The organism is Caulobacter sp. GW821-FHT11A05 (genome assembly GCF_058809015.1).
In genome coordinates, this window is the sequence record NZ_JBXASF010000008.1 from 163,553 (window position 1) to 184,862 (window position 21,310).

22 protein-coding genes are annotated in these 21,310 nt (G+C 69.2%); 9 read left to right on the forward strand and 13 right to left on the reverse strand.

All coding sequences use genetic code 11. From position 1 onward, the window contains the following. Window positions 1-37: 37 nt before the first annotated feature. From AC1RSK_RS13395 to AC1RSK_RS13410, 4 genes are all read right to left on the reverse strand, one after another. Window positions 38-889 (reverse strand): hypothetical protein, encoded by an 852-nt coding sequence (locus AC1RSK_RS13395; protein WP_492908050.1) that lies wholly within the window; start codon window positions 887-889, stop codon window positions 38-40. Window positions 890-914: 25 nt separating this feature from the next. Next, the gene (locus tag AC1RSK_RS13400; protein ID WP_492908051.1) at window positions 915-1,157 is read right to left on the reverse strand and encodes a hypothetical protein; all 243 of its coding nucleotides are present in this window, start codon (window positions 1,155-1,157) and stop codon (window positions 915-917) included. A gap of 48 nt (window positions 1,158-1,205) precedes the next feature. Continuing rightward, window positions 1,206-3,500, reverse strand: a complete 2,295-nt coding sequence (locus AC1RSK_RS13405; protein WP_492908052.1) for a PAS domain S-box protein — start codon at window positions 3,498-3,500, stop codon at window positions 1,206-1,208. 130 nt (window positions 3,501-3,630) lie between these two features. Next, entirely contained in the window at window positions 3,631-4,983 is a 1,353-nt protein-coding gene (locus AC1RSK_RS13410) for a D-alanyl-D-alanine carboxypeptidase (RefSeq protein WP_492908053.1), read from the reverse strand. Between the two features lie 278 nt (window positions 4,984-5,261). Between AC1RSK_RS13410 and AC1RSK_RS13415 the strand changes: the two genes are divergently transcribed. From AC1RSK_RS13415 to AC1RSK_RS13430, 4 genes are all read left to right on the forward strand, one after another. Beyond that, window positions 5,262-5,696 carry a phasin family protein gene (locus AC1RSK_RS13415; RefSeq protein ID WP_492908054.1) on the forward strand — a complete coding sequence of 145 codons (435 nt, stop codon included), beginning with the start codon at window positions 5,262-5,264 and terminating at the stop codon, window positions 5,694-5,696. 102 nt (window positions 5,697-5,798) lie between these two features. Next, complete coding sequence (locus AC1RSK_RS13420) at window positions 5,799-6,260, forward strand: RidA family protein (protein WP_492908055.1); 462 nt, start codon at window positions 5,799-5,801, stop codon at window positions 6,258-6,260. Beyond that, window positions 6,257-7,030: a glycerophosphodiester phosphodiesterase gene (locus tag AC1RSK_RS13425; RefSeq protein WP_492908056.1), complete on the forward strand. Its 774-nt coding sequence runs from the start codon at window positions 6,257-6,259 to the stop codon at window positions 7,028-7,030. The genes AC1RSK_RS13420 and AC1RSK_RS13425 overlap by 4 nt, the downstream gene beginning before the upstream one ends. Further along, window positions 7,027-8,175 carry a GNAT family N-acetyltransferase gene (locus AC1RSK_RS13430; protein WP_492908057.1) on the forward strand — a complete coding sequence of 383 codons (1,149 nt, stop codon included), beginning with the start codon at window positions 7,027-7,029 and terminating at the stop codon, window positions 8,173-8,175. Before AC1RSK_RS13425 ends, AC1RSK_RS13430 begins: the two co-directional genes overlap by 4 nt. On the opposite strand, the gene AC1RSK_RS13435 is transcribed toward AC1RSK_RS13430, so the two are convergent. Beyond that, window positions 8,172-8,738 (reverse strand): DUF4287 domain-containing protein, encoded by a 567-nt coding sequence (locus AC1RSK_RS13435; protein WP_492908058.1) that lies wholly within the window; start codon window positions 8,736-8,738, stop codon window positions 8,172-8,174. The genes AC1RSK_RS13430 and AC1RSK_RS13435 overlap by 4 nt on opposite strands. Window positions 8,739-8,768: 30 nt before the next feature. Here AC1RSK_RS13435 and AC1RSK_RS13440 point away from each other — a divergent pair, with 30 nt between their 5' ends. Both AC1RSK_RS13440 and AC1RSK_RS13445 read left to right on the forward strand, forming a co-directional pair. Continuing rightward, window positions 8,769-9,203, forward strand: a complete 435-nt coding sequence (locus AC1RSK_RS13440; RefSeq protein ID WP_492908059.1) for an HIT family protein — start codon at window positions 8,769-8,771, stop codon at window positions 9,201-9,203. Then, window positions 9,203-9,643 (forward strand): hypothetical protein, encoded by a 441-nt coding sequence (locus tag AC1RSK_RS13445; RefSeq protein WP_492908060.1) that lies wholly within the window; start codon window positions 9,203-9,205, stop codon window positions 9,641-9,643. Before AC1RSK_RS13440 ends, AC1RSK_RS13445 begins: the two co-directional genes overlap by 1 nt. Here the strand turns inward: AC1RSK_RS13445 and AC1RSK_RS13450 are convergent. Both AC1RSK_RS13450 and mipZ read right to left on the reverse strand, forming a co-directional pair. After that, on the reverse strand, window positions 9,640-10,059 hold the full coding sequence (locus tag AC1RSK_RS13450; protein WP_492908061.1) for a J domain-containing protein: 420 nt from the start codon (window positions 10,057-10,059) through the stop codon (window positions 9,640-9,642). The genes AC1RSK_RS13445 and AC1RSK_RS13450 overlap by 4 nt on opposite strands. A gap of 18 nt (window positions 10,060-10,077) precedes the next feature. Continuing rightward, window positions 10,078-10,917 carry a division plane-positioning ATPase MipZ gene (gene mipZ / locus AC1RSK_RS13455; protein WP_492908062.1) on the reverse strand — a complete coding sequence of 280 codons (840 nt, stop codon included), beginning with the start codon at window positions 10,915-10,917 and terminating at the stop codon, window positions 10,078-10,080. Between the two features lie 187 nt (window positions 10,918-11,104). On the opposite strand from mipZ, the gene panC reads away from it, so the two are divergent. Next, on the forward strand, window positions 11,105-11,959 hold the full coding sequence (gene panC, locus AC1RSK_RS13460; RefSeq protein ID WP_492908063.1) for a pantoate--beta-alanine ligase: 855 nt from the start codon (window positions 11,105-11,107) through the stop codon (window positions 11,957-11,959). A gap of 161 nt (window positions 11,960-12,120) precedes the next feature. Here the strand turns inward: panC and AC1RSK_RS13465 are convergent, their stop codons facing one another. The 5 genes from AC1RSK_RS13465 to AC1RSK_RS13485 all read right to left on the reverse strand — a co-directional run bounded on the left by AC1RSK_RS13465 (window position 12,121) and on the right by AC1RSK_RS13485 (window position 18,363). Next, window positions 12,121-12,528 (reverse strand): DUF1489 family protein, encoded by a 408-nt coding sequence (locus AC1RSK_RS13465; protein WP_492908064.1) that lies wholly within the window; start codon window positions 12,526-12,528, stop codon window positions 12,121-12,123. A gap of 278 nt (window positions 12,529-12,806) precedes the next feature. Beyond that, window positions 12,807-14,702, reverse strand: a complete 1,896-nt coding sequence (locus AC1RSK_RS13470) for an acetyl/propionyl/methylcrotonyl-CoA carboxylase subunit alpha (RefSeq protein WP_492908065.1) — start codon at window positions 14,700-14,702, stop codon at window positions 12,807-12,809. A 6-nt stretch (window positions 14,703-14,708) separates the two neighbouring features. Continuing rightward, a complete protein-coding gene (locus AC1RSK_RS13475; protein ID WP_492908066.1) occupies window positions 14,709-15,761 on the reverse strand; it encodes a DUF3667 domain-containing protein in 1,053 nt (350 codons plus the stop codon). 2 nt (window positions 15,762-15,763) lie between these two features. Then, a complete protein-coding gene (locus tag AC1RSK_RS13480; RefSeq protein WP_492908067.1) occupies window positions 15,764-16,603 on the reverse strand; it encodes an enoyl-CoA hydratase-related protein in 840 nt (279 codons plus the stop codon). A gap of 152 nt (window positions 16,604-16,755) precedes the next feature. Beyond that, window positions 16,756-18,363 (reverse strand): carboxyl transferase domain-containing protein, encoded by a 1,608-nt coding sequence (locus AC1RSK_RS13485; protein WP_492908068.1) that lies wholly within the window; start codon window positions 18,361-18,363, stop codon window positions 16,756-16,758. A gap of 126 nt (window positions 18,364-18,489) precedes the next feature. Here AC1RSK_RS13485 and AC1RSK_RS13490 point away from each other — a divergent pair, with 126 nt between their 5' ends. Both AC1RSK_RS13490 and AC1RSK_RS13495 read left to right on the forward strand, forming a co-directional pair. After that, on the forward strand, window positions 18,490-20,223 hold the full coding sequence (locus tag AC1RSK_RS13490; RefSeq protein WP_492908069.1) for a patatin-like phospholipase family protein: 1,734 nt from the start codon (window positions 18,490-18,492) through the stop codon (window positions 20,221-20,223). Between the two features lie 33 nt (window positions 20,224-20,256). Beyond that, a complete protein-coding gene (locus AC1RSK_RS13495) occupies window positions 20,257-20,481 on the forward strand; it encodes a hypothetical protein (protein ID WP_492908070.1) in 225 nt (74 codons plus the stop codon). On the opposite strand, the gene AC1RSK_RS13500 is transcribed toward AC1RSK_RS13495, so the two are convergent. Then, complete coding sequence (locus tag AC1RSK_RS13500) at window positions 20,478-21,254, reverse strand: methyltransferase domain-containing protein (protein ID WP_492908071.1); 777 nt, start codon at window positions 21,252-21,254, stop codon at window positions 20,478-20,480. The genes AC1RSK_RS13495 and AC1RSK_RS13500 overlap by 4 nt on opposite strands. Between the last annotated feature and the right edge of the window lie 56 nt (window positions 21,255-21,310).

Consider the following 21,310-nt stretch of genomic DNA (forward strand, 5'->3'; position numbering starts at 1 on the left):
GATGAGTAGCCCATCGGGTCGGCGGGGGGAAAGGCCGCTATTGGAACTGCAGCTGCGGCGTGGCGATGATCGCGCCGGTCCGGGAGACGTGTTCGTCGACGGCGACGTCGTAACCCTCGACGGTCGCCTTGCCATCCTTGGCGATCTTGGCGGCGTCGGCGTCGTGGGGATCGTTGGTCATGACCCAGAGGAGTCGGCGGGCATTGCCGAAATTGACGGCTTGCCGGTCCCGCGTCGCCGGCCTGGACCGGGGCTCGACCACGAGACGCTCAACAAAGCCATCCTTGTTTGAACAGGCCCGCCAGGACCGGTCCGGCAGATCAAGCGTGGAGCACGGCCGGCGACCAGGGTTCACAATCCACACCTGAGACGGGCCGGCATGCTCCACGCGGCGGACCCGGGCCTGGATGTTTTCGATGCTGGCCGGAAAGCCGAACCATTGGCCGGTCTCGACCGCGGGCGTCGCCGCCCGGGCCTCCATCTCGCGTTCGAATTGCCAGAAGCTCCAGCTGCCGTGCGCCAGCGCGACGCTGGCCGGCAGGCAGATCAGGGCCAGCACAAGGCTGGGCGCCATCAGGGCGAGGCGCGCGCCGCCGCCCGTCAGGCGGCGGCCGCGGACCTGGCCGGGAACGGCCAGCAGGGCCGCCAGCCAGACGACGGCGCCGGCAATCACGTACCAGGGCAGACCCAGGAAGGCGATCACGCCCCCCAGGCCCAGCAGCCCCCAGGCCAGGGCCGCCGCCTGACCCCAGTCCCGGAGCAGAGCCGGCGGCTCGCTCGGTCGGCTCCTGAAGGCGATGACCGTGACCGGCAGGACAACGCCGACGAGCAGCACCAGGCCGGCGATGACGGCCGGCTCGTGGCCGAGGAATTTCCAGATATCGCCCAACGCGCGCCTCCCCCAACGAGGCAGACTAGGCTCGTGAATCGCCTGCTGTCGAGCCGTGCTCGACGGCCCCGGTGGTCACCTCCGTGCGGGAGAAGACCTCTTCCTGGCCGTCCGTCAGCATCTCACCGCCGGCGTCTTCCGCGGCGCGGCGGGCGGCGATGGCCAAGGCCTCGGCCTCGCTGTCGGCGGTGATCGTCTCATCCCGGATGCAGGACCGGGGGGCGTCGTCGTCGCCCAACCACACCTGAACTCGCCATTGCGCCGGCATGCTCGTCTCCTGTCTGAAAGCGGCAACGCGGGGCCGGTGTCGAGGTTGCTAGTCGAGGACCTTGACCTGGATGACGCAGACCAGGCCGTCCGGCTCGAAGCGCAGTTCGGCGGCGCCGCCCAGTTCCGCCATCAGTCCCTGGCGCAGCAGGCGACTGCCGAAGCCGGCGCGGGTCGGCGGGACGACCGGCGGGCCGCCCGCCTCCCGCCAGGTCAGGGTCAGGCCGCCGTCCAGGGCCGGCGTCCAGTCGATGTGGACATGGCCCTCGGTTCCCGACAGAGCGCCGTACTTCAGGGCGTTGGTGGCCAGTTCGTGCAGGGCCATGCCCATGGCCAGGGCGGCGCGCGGACCCAACCGGTGGGGCGGCCCCTCGGCGCCGTGACGGCCGGCCTCGAAGGGGCGCAGGGCGGCGGCCACCACCTCGGCGAGGTCAGCGCCCTCCCAGCTCTCGCGGGTCAGGACGTCGTGGGCGGCCGACAGGGCCAGCAGGCGGGCGGTGAGCAGGTCGCGGGCCTCGCGGGTGGCCGAGCCGGCGCGCAGGGTCTGGTGGGCGATCGACTGCACGCTGGCCAGGGTGTTCTTCACCCGGTGGTTCAGCTCATTGATCAGGAGCTGCTGGTGCTGCTGCGCCCGCCGCGCCTCGGTGACGTCGACGTTGACGCCGATCATGCCGATGAACCGGCCCTCGGCGTCGTGGCGGGGTTCGGCGCGGGTGAACAGGGTGCGGATCTGGCCGTCGGCGCGAAGATAACGAGCCTCGACCTCGAAGGCCGCTTGCCGGTCCATGGCGGCGCCGAAGGTCTCGAACAGCGACGGCGCGTCTTCGTCCAGCAGCGTCTGGGCCCAGGTGAAGCCGGCCAGGTCCTCCGGCACGCCCCAGAAGTCGCGGAGGCTGCGGTTGAGGTAGACGCATCGACCCTGGTCGTCGCCCATCCACAGCATGACCGGCGCGCTCTCGGCCAGCAGCCGGAAGCGGGCCTCGCTCTCGCGCATGGCCGCCTCGGCGGCCCGCATCTCGGTCAGGTCGATGGCCAGGCCGACATAGCCCTGGAAGACGCCGTCGGGGGTCATCCGCGGCTTGGCGCTGGCCAGCATGGTGCGCCAGGCGCCGTCCGAACGCTTGAACCGGGCCTCGAAACTGTAGGGCTCGTTGTGCAGCCGCGCCGAGGCCCGGGCGCCGAGCACCCCGGCCAGGTCGTCGGGATGCAGCATCTCGATCCAGACATTGCCCAGCAGGTTCTGGCTGGGCGCGCCGGCGTATTCGCCGAAGGCCTGGTTGGCGAACTCCAGGTCGCCCGCGGCGCCGGTCATCCAGATCGGGGCCGGGGCCTGGTCGGCCATGGCCCGGAAACGGCTCTCGCTCTCGTGCAGGGCGGCCTCGGCGCGGGCCCGGGTCAGGGCCGACCAGGTGCGGGCGGCGACGTCCTCGACGAGGGCGGCCTCGGTCTCGGTCCAGACCCGCGGGTGGGTCGAATGCAGGAAGAAGATGGCGTTGAACCGGCCGTCGCGGATCAGGCCGACGCTGAGCTGGGCGGCGATGTCGCCCCGGCGATAGGCCTCGGCGTAAGGCAGGGTGCGCGGATCGCTCTGGGCGTCGTCGATGCGCAGGGCCTGGCCGGCGCGCAGCTCATCCATCACCTCGGCCCCGAAGTTGTCGAGCCGGAAGGCGCGGCCGGCGAGGCTGGCGACGCCGTCGGCGGTCCAATCGCTGGGCACGGTCATCGTCTCGCCCGCCGCATCGACCTCGCCATAGCCGGCGCGGGAGACCCCGAGGTGGAGCGCCAGTTCGCGGGCGGCGATGGCGGTGATCTCCACCGGGTCGGAGGTGGCCCTCAGGCGCTCGGACAGCTGCAGGAGGAAACTGAGCCGCAGCTGGGTGCGGACATGGTCGGTGGTTTCGGTGACCGTGGCGAACACGCCCGCCACCACGCCGTCCTCGTCATGCACCGGCGTGTAGGACAGGGTGTACCAGCCCTCCTGCGGATAGCCGTTGGGCGAGACCACCCGCCGCACGTTCTCGGCCCAGGTCGGCTGGCCGATGTAGGCTGGATCGATCAGCTGGCGGGCGTCGTCATAGATTTCCGGCCATACCCTGGCGACCGGCTGGCCCATGGCGTTGGCGTCTCGCAGGCCGAGGATGCGCGAATAGGCGTCGTTATAGAGGTAGGTCCGCTCAGGCCCCCACAGCAGGAACATGGGCTGGCGGGCATTGAGCATCAGGGTGACAGCGGTGCGCAGGCTCTGGCGCCACTGGTCCATCGGGCCAAGGGACGTAGCCGACCAGTCGAACCGGCGCAGGCGCTCGGCCATCGCGCCGGTGGCCTGTGGAAAGGCGCCCGTCATCGGCTTCGAAGGCGACTGATCGTCCGGCAAGGCGTACCCGCTGCGGGCCAGGGCCCCCTGCCCTGTCCCCTGGGAGGATAATGCACCAATTGGCGGCCGGATTCAGGAGCCCTTTGTCGCGGGCGCCAGATCAACGGCCCGGGGCGACGACCATGCAGGTCTGCTTCTTGGCGCTGAGCGCCTTGCAGGCGGCGCGGGCGTCCTCGGCGGTCAGGCCAGTGAAGCGCACCCGGAAGAAGCCGCCGACCTTGCCGCCGATGTCACCCTCGGCGTCGTCGAGGACCTTGCTGAAGCGCTTCTTGATGGCGCCCATCTGGGTCTTCGCCTGGTCCTTGCTCTTGAAAGCGCCGGCCTGGACGACCCACTGGCCCTTCGGCTTCTTGGGCGGCGGGGCCTTCTTGGCCGTGGAGACCTTCTTCACGGCCGGATCGGGGATGGCCTTCATGCTCTTGACCACCTCGACCGGACCGGCGTCGGGGCCGGCGGTGAAGTAGGCGCGGGGCATGTCTGTGTCGCCCTGGGCGGTGTCGTACTGCAGCGGCGCGGGCGGCGGCGGCGGCTCGAACAGGCTCTGGGCGACCATGATCCGCTCGCCGGCGTCGCGGCGGCGCAGGACGTCGAAGCCGGTGGTCAAGAGTTCCTGCACATGGTTGTCACGGGCGGCGTTGGAGGTGCCGCCGAGCATGACGACGATCAGCCGGCGGCCGTTCTGCACGCCCGAGGCGGCGAGGTTGTAGCCCGAGGCGTTGGTGTAGCCGGTCTTCAGCCCGTCCACGCCCGGCATGCGGAACAGCAGCCGGTTGTGATTGTTCATGCTGACGCCCCGGTAGGTGAAGGTGCGCAGGTTGAACAGGCTGTAGTACTGCGGATAGTCGCGCATCACGGCGCGCGACAGGATGGCGATGTCGCGGGCGCTGGAGACCTGACGGCTGTCGGGCAGGCCCGAGGCGTTGACGAAGCGGGTGTTGAGCATGCCCAGCTCCTGGGCCCGCAGGGTCATCAGGGCGGCGAACTTGGCTTCCGAGCCATTGGCCATATGCTCGGCCAGGGCGACGGCCATGTCGTTGGCCGACTTTACCGCCAGCGCCTTCATGGCGTCATCGACGGTGATCACGTCGCCGGCCGTGAGGCCGAGCTTGGTCGGCGGCTGGGCGGCGGCCTTGGCCGAGACGGTGATCAGGTCGGTGGGCTTCAGCCGGCCCTCGTTGATCGCCTCGAAGGCCAGATAGAGGGTCATCACCTTGGTGATCGAAGCCGGATAGCGCGGGCTGTCGGCGCGCTTGGCGTAGAGCACCTCGCCCGAATTGGCGTCGACAACGACGGCCGCATACTTGGGCTGGGCGGCGGGATTGGCCCGCGGGGCCGACTGAAGCTGGGCGTAGGGAACCTGAGCGACCGCCAAGCCGTTAACGATCGGCGCGAAAACCATCGCGGCGGCGGCGAAAGCTGCGAACACTACGCGGCGGGCGGCGGGCTGGTACATGCGGCGTCCGTCGATGAATCAATGGGTTGCGCCACCCCCCTTCGGCGGCGACATGCACCATAACATGCACGACCACGCCTTACGCCAAAGTAAACACCTCTTGAGCGAGTTTGCCGCAGGCGCCTGAAATGACGGCGTTTTTCGTTCACAGGAGTGTCATTGTGCACTGCACAATAAATCGTTGACTGCTGCAGTGCAGCATGAGAAAACGACGGTGCGCCGAAACCTCCCACGCCCGGCGATCCAAATTCCAGCCAAAGCCCTCAAGGAGCCTCTCCATGGCCGCCGCCGAAACCATCAAAGCCTCCGTCGAACAGTTCACCGCCGCCGGCAACCAAGCCTTCAAGGACCAGGTTGAGAAGAACCTCGCCGGCCTGAACGAGCTGAACGCCCACTCCAAGAAGAACCTCGAAGCCGTCGTTGCTTCGGTGACCGCCGCCACCAAGGGCGCCGAGTCGCTGGGCGCGCAGTACATGGCCTATTCGAAGACGGCCGTGGAAAACCAGGTCGCCGCCGCCAAGGCCCTGTCGGGCGCCAAGAGCGTGCAGGAAGCCGTGGAAATGCAGACGAGCTGGGCCAAGAGCGCCATGGAGCTCTACATGGCCGAAGTCGGCAAGATGGGTGAAACCGTCGCCGCCGCCGTCAAGGACAGCATGAAGCCGCTCAACGAACGCGTCACCGCGACCGTCGAGAAGCTGCAGTCGGTGAAGTAGCCCTCTCCCCCCAGTACTTCACCAACACGTGAGGGCCCGGATCGGCGACGATCCGGGCCTTTTCCGTTTCCGGCGCGGGGTTTGAGGCGCTAGTTATCGGCCATGTCCAACGCCGAACACCGCCTGGCAGCCGCCGGCATCACCCTGCCCGCCCCGGTCGCCCCGATCGCCAACTACGTGCCCTTCGTCCGGTCGGGCAATCTGCTGCACATCTCGGGGCAGGTTTCGCTGGATGCGTCGGGCGGCGTCACCGGCATCGTCGGCGAGGACATCAATGTTCCCGACGCCATCGCGGCGGCCCGCCTATGCGGCATCAACCTCATCGCCCAGATGAAAGCGGCGACCGGCGATCTCGACAAGGTGGTCCGCATCGTCAAGCTCGGCGGCTTCGTGCAGGCCGGGCCCGACTTCTTCGACATTCCAACCATCATCAACGGCGCCTCGGACCTGATGGTCGAGGTGTTCGGCGAGGCCGGTCGGCACGCCCGCTCGGCGGTCGGCGTCTATCGCCTGCCGCGCAACTTCGCCGTCGAGGTGGATGCGGTGGTGGAGCTGGCGCCATGAAACATCACCCGCGACCCGCGCCCGAGGCGTTCGGCCAGGCCTGGGAGCTGTTGTTCAACCCGCCGGTCGCGCACCGCGGCCTGTGGTCGCCCGACGGGCCGCCGGAGAACAGCCTGGGCGCCTTCCAGGCCGCCTGCGCCGCCGGCTATGGCATCGAGCTGGACGTCCACCTGACCGCCGATGGCGAGGCCGTGGTGTTCCATGATTACTCGCTGGACCGCATGTGCGGCGCCCCCGGCAAGCTGAAGGACCGCAGCCTGGCGGACCTGCGCGAGCTGCGCCTGGGGGGCACCGACGAGACCATCCCGACCCTGGCCGAGGCGCTGGTCGAGGTCGGCAACCGGGCCCTGGTGCAGATCGAGCTGAAGACCCCGTTCGGCGAGGTCGGGGCCCTGGAGAAGCGGGTCAGCGAGGTGCTGCTCGACCATCACGGCCCAACCTGCGTCATCGGCTTTAACCCCTACAGCCACGCCTGGTTCGCCGACCATCATCCGCAGATCCTGCGCGGACTCGACAGCTATGCCTGGAACGACGAGGCGGCGATGAAGCTGGCCCCGGAGATGCGCAAGAGCTTCGCCAACCTGGAGCATGTCGAGATCGCCCGGCCCGACTTTCTGGCCCTCGATACGAAGATGCTGCCCTGCCCGCGGGCCGAGCTGTTCCGCAGCCGCGGCATGCCGATCATCGCCTGGACGGTGCGGACCCTGGAGGACGGCGAGCGGCTGGAGCCCTACTGCGACAACGTCATCTTCGAGGGCTTCCGCGCGTGAGCTTGAAGCCGGCGGTTCGTATCCACCGCCGAATTGCCGAGATCGGGAAGGCCGCCTGGAGCGCCTGCGCCGGCGAGGGCAATCCCTTCGTCGCCTACGACTTCCTCGATATCGCTGAGGAAAGCGGCTGCGCCACCGACCGCACCGGCTGGGCGCCGCACCACCTGTCGATCGAAGACGAGGCGGGCGAGATCGGGGCGGTCATGCCGCTCTACCTGAAGAGCCACAGCCAGGGAGAGTATGTCTTCGACTGGTCCTGGGCGGACGCCTATGAGCGGGCCGGCGGGCGCTACTATCCCAAGCTCCAGTGCGCCTCGCCCTTCTCGCCGGTGACCGGGCCGCGGCTGCTGGTGAGGCCGGACATCGACCAGGTCGAGGGCCGGAACATGCTCCTCGGTGGGGCGCTGACGGTCGCCGAGAAACTGGGCGCGTCCGGCCTGCACGTCACCTTCCCGGAGGAACGCGACTGGCGGTTCCTGACCGCGGCCGGCCTGCTGGCCCGGCAGGACCAGCAGTACCACTGGACCAACGCCGGCTACGCCACCTTCGATGACTTCCTGGCCGCCCTCTCCTCGGGCCGGCGCAAGACTATCCGGCGCGAGCGGCGCGACGCCCAGGCCGGGATCGAGATCGTCGCCCTGACCGGCGCGGAGCTGACCGAAGAGCACTGGGACGCCTTCTTCGCCTTCTACATGGACACCGGCTCGCGCAAATGGGGCAGCCCCTATCTGAACCGACGGTTCTTCTCGCTGCTCGGCGAGCGGATGGCCGACCGGGTGCTGCTGGTCATGGCTCGCCGGGAAGGCCAGTGGATTGCCGGGGCGCTCAACCTGATCGGCGACGACTGCCTCTACGGCCGCAACTGGGGCGCGCTGGAAGAGCGGCCGTTCCTGCATTTCGAGCTCTGCTACTACCAGGCCATCGAGCACGCCATCCGGCTGGGCCTGCAACGGGTCGAGGCCGGCGCCCAGGGCCAGCACAAGATCGCCCGCGGCTACCTGCCCTCGCCGGTCTATTCCGCCCACTGGATCGCCGACCCCATGCTGCGCGAACCGGTCGCCCGCTACCTCGACCAGGAACGGGCCAATGTGCAGGGCGAGATGGACTGGCTGGCCGAGGAGTACTCGCCGTTCAGGCAGGGCTAGGAGCGCTCCCAGGCCTGTTTCAGCAGGTCGGCGATGCTGTCGACCTCGTCCGGCGATGACAGGGTCAGGGCCGATTTCAGGCGTTCGGACCAGCCTTCGTTCCTATAGGGCTCCAAACGGGGGTCAGCCTCGGGCAGGACCGCCAGGCCCAGGCGCGCCTTGCCGCCCTTCACGGGCCGCACCGAGGCGAACTGGAACTCCTTGGACCAGGCCGAGAAGCCCTTGCGCTGGCCGGTGACGAGGCCGGGATAGTCCTTCACCTTGGCTTCGATGGCCTCAAAGATGGCGGTCGAGGCCGGGTCCTTCCACAAGGCGGCGCGCAGGGCCGGGCCATCGTCCCAGCTGATGTCGGAGGGGAAGGCCTCGGACAGGATATGGGCGATGCGGTTGACGCCCAGGCCATGGTGCTCGCGCAGCCATTCGGTGCGCTTGCCGGGCGTGGTCTCCGGGCAGGTCCTGGCGATGGCCACCCATTCGGCCAGGGTCTTGCCGGTGTCGCGCTCGAGGCTGGCCTGGACCGAGGCGAACCACTTCTTCTGGCGCTCGGTGAGGTGTTCGGCCATCGTCTGCAAGTCCCTGTTGGAGCAAGTTTGATGAGTCTGGACGGAACCTACGACGACGCCAACATCTTTGCGAAGATCGTTCGGGGCGAAATCCCCAGCGCCAAGATATTCGAGGACGAAGACGTCCTGGCCTTCATGGACGCCTTTCCGCAGGCCAAGGGCCACTGCCTGGTCATCTCCAAGACCTCGAAGGCCCGCAACCTGCTCGACGTCGAGCCGGACGTGCTGATCAAGGTCATGGCCGCCGTGCAGCGGCTGACCCGCGCCGCCGCCAAGGCGCTGAAGCCCGATGGGCTGGTGGTCACCCAGTTCAACGGCGCGCCGGCCGGCCAGACCATCTTCCACCTGCATTTCCACGTCATCCCGCGCTGGGAGGGCCAGCCGCTGGGCCGGCACGGCGGCGGCATGGCCGATCCTGCCGAACTGCAGGCGCTGGCGGCGCAGATCGCCGCCGCCCTGGACTGATGCGCGCGGTCCTCGCCCTGATGGCGGCGCTTGTCGCCACGCCGGCGGCGGCAGCCGATTTCCGCATCTTCGCCGACGACCGCGAGGGGCTGGGGGTGGTCGACCTCGACGGCATCGTCATGGTCGGCGGCTTCCAGACCTTCGAGCTGGTGCTGATCTACGGCGACGCCGACGGGGCGGTGCAGGTGGCGATGATGCCGATGCAGCTGAGCTGCGGCCGGCGGCAGTTTCGGGCCAACGGGCTGGCGCGGGGGCTGGACGCCCAGCTCAGCCCCGTCGAGACCCATGAGATGCCGACCGACTGGAAACCCACTGAAGGCAGCCAGATGGCCCGGGTGGCGGCCCATATCTGCGACGGCGTGCCGATGCCGCTGGCCCCCGGCGACAGCGTCCGGGAGGTGATGGACCGGCGGCTGGCGGGCTTGAGAATCCCGAACTAGCGCTTGAGCAGCTGGTCGCGGGCGGCGTTGAGCTGGGCCGCCAGGCCGGCGGTGCCGCCCTTGTCGGGATGGGCCATGCGGATCAGGCGGTTGTAGGCGGCCTGGATCTCGGCCTCGTCGGCGCCCTCGGGGACGCCGAGGATGGCGCGGGCCTGGGTGTCGCTGGTGCTCGGCAGGGTCGGCTTCGGAGGCAGGCGCGTGCGCGCCCCGAAGGCCAGGCCGATGCCGACGACCAGCAGGCCGCCGCCCAGCACCATGCTGCCCCGCATGGCCGCGGCGATGCCGCCCAGGAAGGCCAGGGCGCCCAGCGCCCCGCTGGCCACGCGCCAGTCGCGGATTCGCAGCAGCTTCATCAGGCTGCGCCGGCTGGTCCAGAGGAGCAGCCCGACCACGCCGGCCGTCACGAGGTAGATCATCGAAAGCGCTCCGCCGCCCTACTCGGCGGCGAGCAACACATCACCCGAGAAGGCCGAAAGACCAAGCGAATGCATCAGGGCCCGCAGCTCCTGACGCGCCGCCACATGGCTGAGCGCCACCGGGATCGGCCGCACCTTGGCCGACAGGTCGGCGATGGTCAGGCCGAAGGGGAAGAGCTCGCGGTAGATGACCCGGTCGCGCAGGCCGGGCCCGGTGCGGAACCCGACCCGCTTGGCCAGGGCCATCAGCCGGTCGTCGACCCGTTTGCGGTTGCGGGCGTCCACCGAGGCCAGGCGGTTGCGCAGCACCACCCAGTCCAGGGCCTGGCGCTGGCCGGCCAGGGCGCGCTGCTTGCGGGCCTCCCAGACGGTCTCGGAATAGAGGCTGGGCTTTTCCAGTTCCAGGGTCACCGGGTTCACCGAGCCCAGCATGTCGAAGTCGACGAAGCTGTCGTTCATCGGGGTGACGATGAGGTCGGCGCGGGCGTGGGCGGCGCGGCTGAGCGCCGTGTCGCCCCCGGGGGTGTCGATGATCAGGAAGTCGGCGTCCTGGTGGCCGGCGGCGAAGGCCGTTTCGAAAGCGGCCATCTGCTCGGCGACATCGGCCCTGGCCAGGGCGACGCCGTCCTCGGCCGGGTTGCGCATCAGGGGTTCGGGCAGGCCGGCGTCGGGGTTGGACGCCAGCCAGATGTGGCGGTTGCGGTAGAACTTGGCGAGCGAGGACTGGCGCAGGTCGAGATCCATGATCGCCACCTTGGCGCCGCCGTGCAGCAGGGCGGCGGTCAGGTGGATGGCGATGGTCGACTTGCCCGCCCCACCCTTCTCGTTGCCCACGACGATGATGCGGGGCTGTAGCATGGCGGTCTCCTTCGCCGGTGGCCGCGACTCACCGGTCGCGGGCGGTCCACGATTCACCCCTGGTTAACCCTGGTCAACGCGGACGCCTCCATTGTCCACATCCGATGGGATACCGACGGTTCGTCTGGACTTGGGCCAGGGCGGCGCGTCATAAGCCAAACCCCTTACGCCACAAGGAGGACGCCCGATGTCGTCGGCCCCCCGCATCGTCCGAACCGTCGCCGACCTGCGCGCTCAGGTCGCGGCCTGGCGCGCCGCCGGAGAGCGCATCGCCATGGTCCCGACCATGGGCGCCCTGCATGAGGGCCACCTGTCGCTGGTCAAGCTGGGGCTGGAGAAGGCTGACCATGTGGTCGCCTCGATCTTCGTCAACCCGGCCCAGTTCGCCCCGCACGAGGACTTCGACGCCTATCCGCGCGGCGAGGGCCGCGACGCCCAGTTGCTGGGCAAGGCCGGCTGCGAGCTGATCTTCGCGCCGGGGGTCAAGGACATGTACCCGGAGGGATTCGCCACCCGGGTGCTGGTCGACGGCGTCTCCGGGCCGCTGGAGGGCGAGAAGCGGCCGCAGTTCTTCGGCGGGGTGGCCACGGTGGTCGCCAAGCTGCTGATCCAGTGCGGGCCCGACGTCGCCCTGTTCGGCGAGAAGGACTACCAGCAGCTGCTGGTCATCAAGCGCATGGCGCGGGACCTGGACCTGCCGGTGGAGATCGTCGGCGGGCCGACAGTGCGGGAGGCCGACGGTTTGGCCATGTCCTCGCGCAACGCCTACCTGTCGGCCGAGGAGCGCCAGACGGCGGCCGTGGTCCCGGCGGCGATGGCCGAGGCGGTCGAACGCCTGCGCCAGGGTGTGCCGGCCCGTGAGGTCGAGGCCGCCGCTGTGGCGCGGCTGGAGGCGGCGGGGTTTGGGCCGGTGGACTATGTGCAGGCGCATGATGGCGAGACGATGGAGCGGCTGGGGCCCGGGTCGGTGGCGGCCGGGGCGCGGCTGTTCGTGGCGGCCTGGCTGGGCAAGACCCGGCTGATCGACAACTGGGCGGTGTAGTTCCTCCCCCTCCCGGGGGAGGTGGCAGCCGCGCAGCGGCTGACGGAGGGGGTTACCGCAATCGTCCGCGGGTAAACCGGCTGTTGCCGCCGCCGGTGGGAACCCCCTCCACCACCGCCTTCGGCGGCGGTCCCCCTCCCCCGAGAGGGGGAGGAACTACTTCACCAGGCCCCGAGCTCCCGCAGCTGCTTGGCCAGCGCCTGGTCCATCGCCTCCCCGGCCGCCGTGGCCAGGTCCGGCGGGGCGTCGGCGGGGGCGAGGTAGCGCCAGCCCTGGAAGGCGCGGCGCGGCTGGGGAGCGGTTTCGATCAGCTCAGGCGCGAGCATGAAGCGGACGGGCTGGTGGCCGGGCGCATCGGTCTTGATCTCGGTGATGACCTGGCGGGCCAGGATGTTGCCCTTGATCACCCAGTAGAGCGAGCCGCCGTCGAGGATCTCCGCGGCGCGTTTGGGGGCCATGCGGGTCGGGCAGTAGGAGGGGTGGCCCTGCGCCGCGCGCTGGGCCCGCCAGTCGCGCAGTTCCTGCAGGCTCTCGACGCCGACGCAGAGCTTGATGATGTGGAGCGGCATGGGGCGGATTTAAGCGATGTGGCCACGGATGAAAGGGCTATCGAAGCGGCAAACCATTATACCGCAGGCCATTTTGTCTAGCTCATTGTTATCGCGTCACTTTCGGGTTGGCCGAGGCGCAGCGGATGTAGCCTGGGGCGTAGGTCGGCAGGTTGGCCGACCGGCCGGCAATGTTGGCCGACGGAAGCCCGCCGCGACCTACGTTTGCCCGGCGGCGGCGAGCCGCCCGAAACGGGTCGATTTCAATATGTCTAGACATATTCATGTTGGTTTGGGGACTACGCCGCCTCCAGCCTCGCCAGCACGATCCCTTCGCTGACCTGGCCGCCGGCGACGGCGGACAACTCGGCGACGACGCCATCGAAGGGAGCGGCCAGGGCGTGCTCCATCTTCATGGCTTCGAGGACCAGCAGGGTCTGGCCCTTGGTCACCGTGTCGCCGGCCTTGACCGAGATGGAGACGACCTTGCCGGGCATGGGGGAGAGGATCGAGCCGTCGGAGGCGGCGGCGCCGTCGCCCAGGGCCACGGGTTTGCGGGTCTCGAATTCGAAGACTTCGCCGTCTTCGAACCCGACGACGGTCTTGCCCTCCCAGTGGGTCGAGCGCCGGTAATTCTGAAACGACGAAGGCTTGGCGGAATACTCGACGCCGGCATGCCAGAGGCTGATCTCGGATCTGCTGGGCGCATTCAACCGGAAGCCGGTCGCGCCCCATTTGGCCGACCAGCTGGATTCCTCATCCCGATTCTGCGGCATGTGGTCGATCGCGCAGTAGGCCGCCTCCTGCAGGAGGATGCTGCTCGGCTCGGGATGGCCGACCAAGGCGTCCAGGCGATCTCCGATGAAGCCCGTATCGACGTCGCCGGTGATGAAGTCCGGATGGCGCGCGCACCGGGTGAGGAAACCGGCGTTGGTGCGGACAGGCCAGACTTCCACTTTGCTGCAGGCCAGGGCCAGATTCTCGGCCGCGTCCTTGCGGTTCACCCCGCCGACAATGATCTTGGCGATCATCGGGTCGTAGAAGGGCGACACCTCGCCGTCCTCTTCCACGGCGCTGTCGACGCGGCTGTAATGTTCCTTTACCCGGAAGTGCTCCAAGCGGCCGGTGCTGGGCAGAAAGCCCGTCGCCGGGTTTTCGGCGTACAGCCGCGCCTCCATGGCCCAGCCGTCGATCGTCAGCTCGTCCTGCTTCAGCGGCAGCGGCTCGCCGCTCGCCACGCGCAGTTGCCACTCCACCAGGTCCTGGCCGGTGATCATCTCCGTCACCGGGTGCTCGACCTGCAGCCGGGTGTTCATCTCCATGAACCAGATGCGGTCGGCCTTCAGGCCTTCGGAGGCGTCGGCGATGAACTCGACGGTGCCGGCGCCCTCGTAGTTCACGGCCTTGGCGGCCTTGACGGCGGCCTCGCAGACGACGGCGCGGGTGGCCGCGTCCATGCCGGGGGCCGGGGCTTCCTCGATGACCTTCTGGTGGCGGCGCTGCAGGCTGCAGTCGCGCTCGAACAGGTGGACGACATTGCCGTGGCTGTCGCCGAACACCTGCACCTCGATGTGGCGCGGGCGGGTGACGTATTTCTCGATCAGCACCTTCTGGTCGCCGAAGCTGGCCGACGCCTCGCGCTGGCAGCTGGCCAGGGCGGCGGCGAACTCGCCGGCCTCGAGCACCTTGCGCATGCCCTTGCCGCCACCGCCGGCCACGGCCTTGATCAGCACCGGGTAGCCGATGGCGTCGGCCTCCTTCTGCAGCCGTTCGCCCGACTGGTCGTCGCCCAGATAGCCCGGGGTGACCGGCACGCCGGCCTCGGCCATCCGCTTCTTGGCGGCGTCCTTCAGGCCCATGGCGTCGATCGCAGCCGGCGGCGGGCCGACCCAGACCAGGCCGGCGTCGATGACGGCCTGGGCGAAGGCGGCGTTCTCGGACAGGAAGCCGTAGCCGGGGTGGATGGCGGCGGCGCCCGTCTGTTTGGCGGCGGCGAGGATTTTCTCGGGAACCAGATAGCTCTCGCGGGCCGGCGAGGGACCGATGTGCACGGCCTCGTCGGCCTCGAGGACGTGGGGGGCCTCGGCATCGGCGTCGGAATAGACAGCGATGGTGCGCACGCCGAGTTTGCGGGCGGTGCGGATGATGCGCCGGGCGATCTCGCCACGGTTGGCGATGAGGACGCTTTCAAGCATGGCGGTCTAACCTGTGAACCCGAGCGCAAACACGCCGATCGTGAAAAGCAGCAGAGCCAGGGCGGTGAGCACGCCCATGACCGTTCCGACGACGATCGCGCCTGGCCAGCTCATCGCGTAGGCGACCTTGAGGTGGCGGACCGCGTGGACGGGGGCGAACACCATCAGGATCAGCCACCACAGCCCGGCCACGCCCGACGGCATCAATTCGCCGACGGCGATGGCCAGCGCCAGGAAGCCCAGACCATAGAGGGCGACGGTCCCGTGGTCGTAGAGGCTGTAACCCCGCTTGTAGAGCAGCAACAGCCACAGGATGCCCATCGCCATCGGGGCCAGCAGGAAGCTGAGCTTGTAGGCCAGGGTCTTGATCTTGTAGCCGTAGTATTCGCTGTTGCCGATCTTGGGCGCGAAGAACTCGGTCGCCGCCTGGGCCGTCTTCATGGCGAACTGGTCGGACGGCGACTGCTTGTCGGGATTCTTCAGCTCTTCCTGGATCCTGGCCCTCTGCGCCTTGAAGTAGGCCTCGCGTTCAGCCGGATTCATCGGCGCGCCATCGAACTTGAAGACCACCTCCTCCTTGTGCGCGCCGGGCGGCGTGAAGGCGTGCAGGACGCTGGGAATGGTGAAGACCAGGAACATGGCGAACAGGAAGATGTGCAGCGGCGCCACATAGCGGGCGCGCTTGCCCTCGATCCAGTCCCGGCTCAGCCGGCCCGGGCGCAGGATCATGATCGGCAGGGTGCGCCACAGGCGGCCGTCGAAGTGGGCGATGCCCTCGACGAATTCGTGCAGCAGATGGCCGAGCTTGTTGTGCAGATGCCCCTGCTGGCCGCACTCATGGCAGTAGTTTCCAAGCAGCGGCGTGCCGCAGTTGGCGCAGGTCTTCCCGGGATCGGTCGGGGCCGCCGGCTGTCCGGGCTTGGGGTGTTCCAGGTCGATGGTTGGCCCGGCCGCCTCGGCGGTGGCCATGGCGGCCTCTGGCGCGGCTTTGGCTTTCGGCGCGCGGGGCTTGCGCGGCTTGGCGGCCGCCGGCTTCTTCGGTTTCGCCCCCTCGGTCATGCCTACTCCGCCCAGCCCGGCTTGCGCTTCTCGAGGAAGGCCGCAACGCCTTCCCTGCCCTCTTCGCTGACCCGGCGGGCGGCGATGCGTTTGGCGGTCTCTTCCATGACGCCGCGGTCGATCTCGGCGCCTTCGATGTCGTTGACCAGGGTTTTGGCGTCGGCGACGGCGCCCGGAGCGCAGGCCTTGATGGCCGTGCTCAACGAGGCGCGGACGGCCTCGAAGCCGGCGGCGTCGGCGACGACCTGCTGGACCAGGCCATAGCCTTGCGCCTCGGCTGCGTTGAACATCTGGCCGGTGGCGAACAGGACCTTGGCGTTGCGGGCCCCGATGGCGCGGATGACATAGGGGCTGATGGTCGCCGGGGTGAGGCCCAGCTTCACTTCCGAGAAGGCGAAGGTCGAACGCTCCGTGGCCACCGCCATGTCGCAGGCCGCCGCCAGGCCCGCGCCGCCGCCGAAGGCCGGGCCGTCGACCAGGGCGACGGTCAGCTGCGGCAGGTCGTGCAGCGCCTTGAGCATGGTCGCCAGGGCCATGGCGTCTTCACGGTTCTCCGACTCCGACCATTCGACCGCGGCCTTCATCCATTCCAGGTCGGCCCCGGCGCTGAACGACGTCCCCGCCCCGGTCAGGAACACCAGCCGCACGCCGTCGGCGTCGCGCAGGGTCTCGAAGGCCTGGTGCAGGGCGGCGATGACCTCGGCGTTGAAGGCGTTGCGCTTGTCGGCGCGGTTGAGGGTGACGGTGGCGACACCGTCCTGCGTGGCCTCGATGAGGACGAGGTCGCTGAGGGTGTCGGTGTCGGGGATTTCGACGAGGGGGTCGGCGATGGGGTTGGTCATGGGATGGTTCTAGGTCCGATTGAGAGGTCGGTGAAGTCCGACCGTGCCGGCCGTAATCCGGGGACACTATATAGATTTTCGCTCCGCTTCCGGCCGCCACCGGGTCGAAAATCTATATAGTGTCCCCGGATTACGCCTCCGACGGCAGGGGGTTACATCCGGAACACGCCGAACGGGGTCTCGGGGATCGGGGCGTTCAGACTGGCGGAGATGGCGAGACCGAGGACGTCACGTGTCTGGGCCGGGTCGATGACGCCGTCGTCCCAGAGGCGGGAGGTGGCGTGGTAGGGGTTGCCCTCGTCTTCGTACTTCTGGCGGACCGGGGCCTTGAAGGCTTCTTCCTCCTCCTTGGACCATTTGTCGGCATCGCGGTGGACGGTGGCCAGCACGCTGGCCGCCTGTTCGCCGCCCATGACGCTGATGCGGCTGTTAGGCCAGGTGAACAGGAACCTCGGCGAATAGGCGCGGCCGCACATGCCGTAGTTGCCGGCCCCGAAGCTGCCGCCGATCAGGACGGTGAACTTGGGCACGTTGGCCGAGGCGACGGCGGTGACCATCTTGGCCCCGTCCTTGGCGATGCCGCCGGCCTCGTATTTGCCGCCGACCATGAAACCGGAGATGTTCTGCAGGAAGACCAGCGGGATCTTCCGCTTGCAGGCCAGTTCGATGAAGTGGGCCGCCTTCTGGGCGCTCTCGCTGAACAGCACGCCGTTGTTGGCCAGGATGGCGACCGGGTAGCCCCAGATGCGGGCGAAACCGCAGACCAGGCTGGTCCCGTAGAGGGCCTTGAACTCGTCGAAGTCGCTGCCGTCGACGATGCGGGCGATGACCTCTTTCACGTCGTAGGGGGCGCGGACGTCGGAGGGGACGATGCCGTAGAGTTCGGCCGGGTCGAAGGCCGGGGGCCTCGGTTCACGGACGTCCATCTCGGCGGGCTTGAGAGTGTTCAAGCCCGCGACGATGTTGCGGACGATCTCCAGGGCGTGCTCGTCGTTGGCGGCGACATGGTCGACGACGCCCGAGCGGCGGCCATGGACGTCGGCGCCGCCCAGATCGGTGGCGCTAATCACCTCGCCGGTGGCGGCCTTCACCAGCGGCGGGCCGGCCAGGAAGATGGTGCCCTGGCTCTGCTCGCCCGTACCGCGGACGATCACCGTCTCGTCGCTCATCGCCGGCACATAGGCGCCGCCAGCCGTGCACGACCCCATGACGCAGGCGATCTGCGGGATGTTCTCGGCGCTCATCCGGGCCTGGTTGAAGAAGATGCGGCCGAAGTGGTCGCGGTCGGGGAAGACCTCCGCCTGGTGAGGCAGGTTCGCCCCGCCGCTGTCGACCAGATAGATGCAGGGCAGCCGGTTCTGCTGGGCGATCTCCTGGGCGCGCAGGTGCTTCTTGACCGTCATCGGGTAGTAGGTCCCGCCCTTCACGGTGGCGTCGTTGGCGACGATCATCACCTCGCGGCCCGAGACCCGGCCGATGCCGCAGATCAGCCCGGCCCCGGCGATCTCGCCGTCGTAGAGGTCGAAGGCGGCCAGCTGGCCGATCTCCAGGAAGGGCGAGCCGGGGTCGAGCAGCCGTTCGACGCGCTCGCGGGGCAGCAGCTTGCCGCGGCTGGCGTGGCGCTGGCGGGCGGTCTCGGGGCCGCCGAGCGCCGCCTTGGCGACCCGCTCGCGCAGTTCCTCGGCCAGACCCTTGTTGACGGCGGCGTTGCGGGCGAAGGCCTCGCTGGATTTGTCGACGGTCGTGCTCAGTTTCGGCATGGCTGAGGGATAGCCTGTCCCGCCGAGGCGGGGAAGCCGGGCAAATCCAACCCGAGCGCCCTCCTCCCGGTTTGACCCCGAATTGGGGGAGGATTGGCCGGCGCAGACTCGTGCTAACCTGACGCCGTGGCCGGGCCCTTCACCTATCGCAACGACACCGCCCTCACCCGTCTCTTCGAGCGGGAGTGGGAGGCCGGCGCGGCGCGCTGGTTCTCGCTGCCCGGCGGGGCGACGCTGTTCGAGTCGGGCGAGCGATCCAACCAGATCTTCCTGGTCCACGCCGGCAAGCTGGGCGCCTTCCGCAAGGAGGAGGGCCTGGAGCGGCAGTTCGTCGGCGTCATCCGGCCCGGAGAACCGGCCGGCGAGATGGCCCTGGTCGGCGGCACCGCCCACACCGCCCGGGTCGTCGCCCTGCGCGATTCCGAGGTGCTGGCCCTCGACGGCGAGGACTTCTTCGAGGCCGCCGACCGCGATCCGCATGTGATGCTGGAGATCGCCAGGCTGGTGCTCAACCGGGCCCGCTACGCCAGCACCCGGATCTCGACAGGCGACCCTTGCGTGTTCGGCTTCGTGGCGGCCGAGAAGACCGGCAAGATCCGGCCGCTGGTCGGCAAGATCGCCCGGGCCGTGGCGGAGATGGGCCATTCGATCACCGTCGTCGGCTCCGAGGCGGCCAGCGCCCCGACCGAGTGGTTCTCCAATGTCGAGGCCGATCACGAGTTCGTCCTCTACGTCGCCGAGGCCGGCGAGACCGCCTGGGGCGGCCTGGTCGGCCGGCAGGTCGACCGATTGTTCCGGGTCGGGCGCGGCGACCGCCCGCCGCCGGACATCAACGGCAAGGCCTCCGAGACGCTGGAAGCCTACAAGCTGGTCGACCTGATCCTCATCCAGCCGGCCAACCTGGTGCAGCCGAAGGGCTCGGGGGCCTGGATGGACGCGACCGGCGCGGCCCGCCTCTTCCATGTGCGGGCCGATTCCGACCCCTGCGCGGCGCGGATGGCGCGGCTGTTGACGGGACGGTCGGTGGGGCTGGTGCTGTCGGGCGGCGGGGCGCGGGCCTACGCCCACATCGGCGCCCTGCGCGCGCTGCGGCAGGCGGGCGTGCCGATCGACTTTGTCGGCGGCGCCTCGATGGGCGCCATCATCTGCGCCAGCGTGGCGATGGGCTGGGAAGAGCCGGAGCTGGAGCGCCGCATCCGCCAGGCCTTCGTCGACACCAGCCCGCTGGACGATGTCGCCCTGCCGCTGATCGCCCTGACCCACGGGCGCAAGGTCAACCACCGGCTGGCCGAACACTTCGGCGAGGTCGAGATTCCCGACCTCTGGCTACCCTTCTTCTGTATCTCGTCAAATCTGACCAAGGGCAGCTACGAGCTGCACCAGCGCGGCGTGCTGCGCCACGCCCTGCGCGCCTCCATCGCCCTGCCCGGCGTCATGCCGCCCTCGACCCTGGCCGGCGAAGTGCTGGTCGACGGGGCGGTGATGAAGAACTTCCCGGCCGACATCATGCGTTCGGTCCAGCGCGGGCCGGTGGTCGGGGTCGACGTCACCCGCGGCCGCAGCATCAGCACCGCCGACATCGTCATGCCGTCGCTGTTGAAGTGGATTCTGTCCGGTGAGTGGCGCAAGGGGCCGCCGATCGTCGCCCTCTTGATGCGCTCGGCCACCCTGTCGACCAACCGCGAGGTGCTGGCGGCGCGAGACGCCACCGACGTGCTGGTGTTGCCCGACGTCGACCATATCGACATCCGCGACTGGAAGGCCTTCGAGGACGCCGCCGGGGCGGGTTTCCGGGCGACGCAAGCAGTGCTGGCGACCCTGGAACGGGCGGTGGTCGATTTAAGGCGGGCCAAGGCCTGAGCCGATTGAGCTTTGCCGCGAGGCAGGGCCAGGATGCCCGCTGCTGGCATCGTGGTGCTGTGCGCGGCCTTTCTGCCCACCCTGCTGTACCAGACCGCGCCGCCCGGGCTGTTCTGGATGCTGACCTTCGTCCTGACGCCGCTGGCCAATGCGGCGAACATCATCATCCTCGGGTTTGGTTCAGCCTCGCTCTACCACGAACTGCGATGGGGTCCCGCCAGCGGGACTGAGGAGGACACCGCCGAGGTGTTCGCTTAAGCCCGCCGCGCCACCAGGAACAGGCGCGGGAACGGGAACAGGGTGACGCCGTCGGCGCGCGGCGGGAAGGCCTTTGCGATGCGGGCGGTGAACTCGGCCAGGAAGGCGTCGCGCTCGGCGGCGTCGGTCAGGGCGTCAATGTAGGGGCGCAGGGCCGTGCCCATCATCCAGTCGACCACCGGGTCCTCGCCTTCCAGCACATGCAGGTAGGTCGTGGTCCAGATGTCGACCACGCCGCAGCGCTCCGCCAGCCAGCCGTAGTAGTCGTCGAACGACGGGGTCGGGGCGATCAGCCGGGCCGGCGCCGTGCGGGCCGCCCAGGGTCCCTCGTCGGCCGTGCGGCGCAGGATCTGGTGGTGCCGGGTCTCGAAGGCGGTGGGCATCTGGCAGGCGAAGACGCCGCCCGGCGCCAGGGCCTGGGCCAGCCTGGGGAACAGGGCGCCATGGTCCGGCAGCCACTGCAGGGCGGCGTTGGTGAAGATCAGGTCCGGCGCCTGGGGCGGGTCGAAGGCGGCGATGTCGCCCTGCAGCCAGGTCACCGCCTCCGGGCGGGCGCGGGCCTTGGCCAGCATGTCGGGGCTGGAATCGAGGCCGAACACCTTGGCGGCCGGGTGTCGGCGCGCCAGCAGCGCCGCCTGCTCCCCCGCGCCGCAGCCGAGGTCCCAGATGACGCGCGGGTTCAGGTCGGCGGGAATCTGCAGCAGCAGGTCGAGGGCCGGCCGGTCGCGGTAGGCCTTGTAGCGTTCGTAGACGGAGACATCCCAGGTCGGCATGGGTCAGGCCTACACCCTTTCGGATTGGGGGGTCGTTGCAAGTTATCCACAGGCCG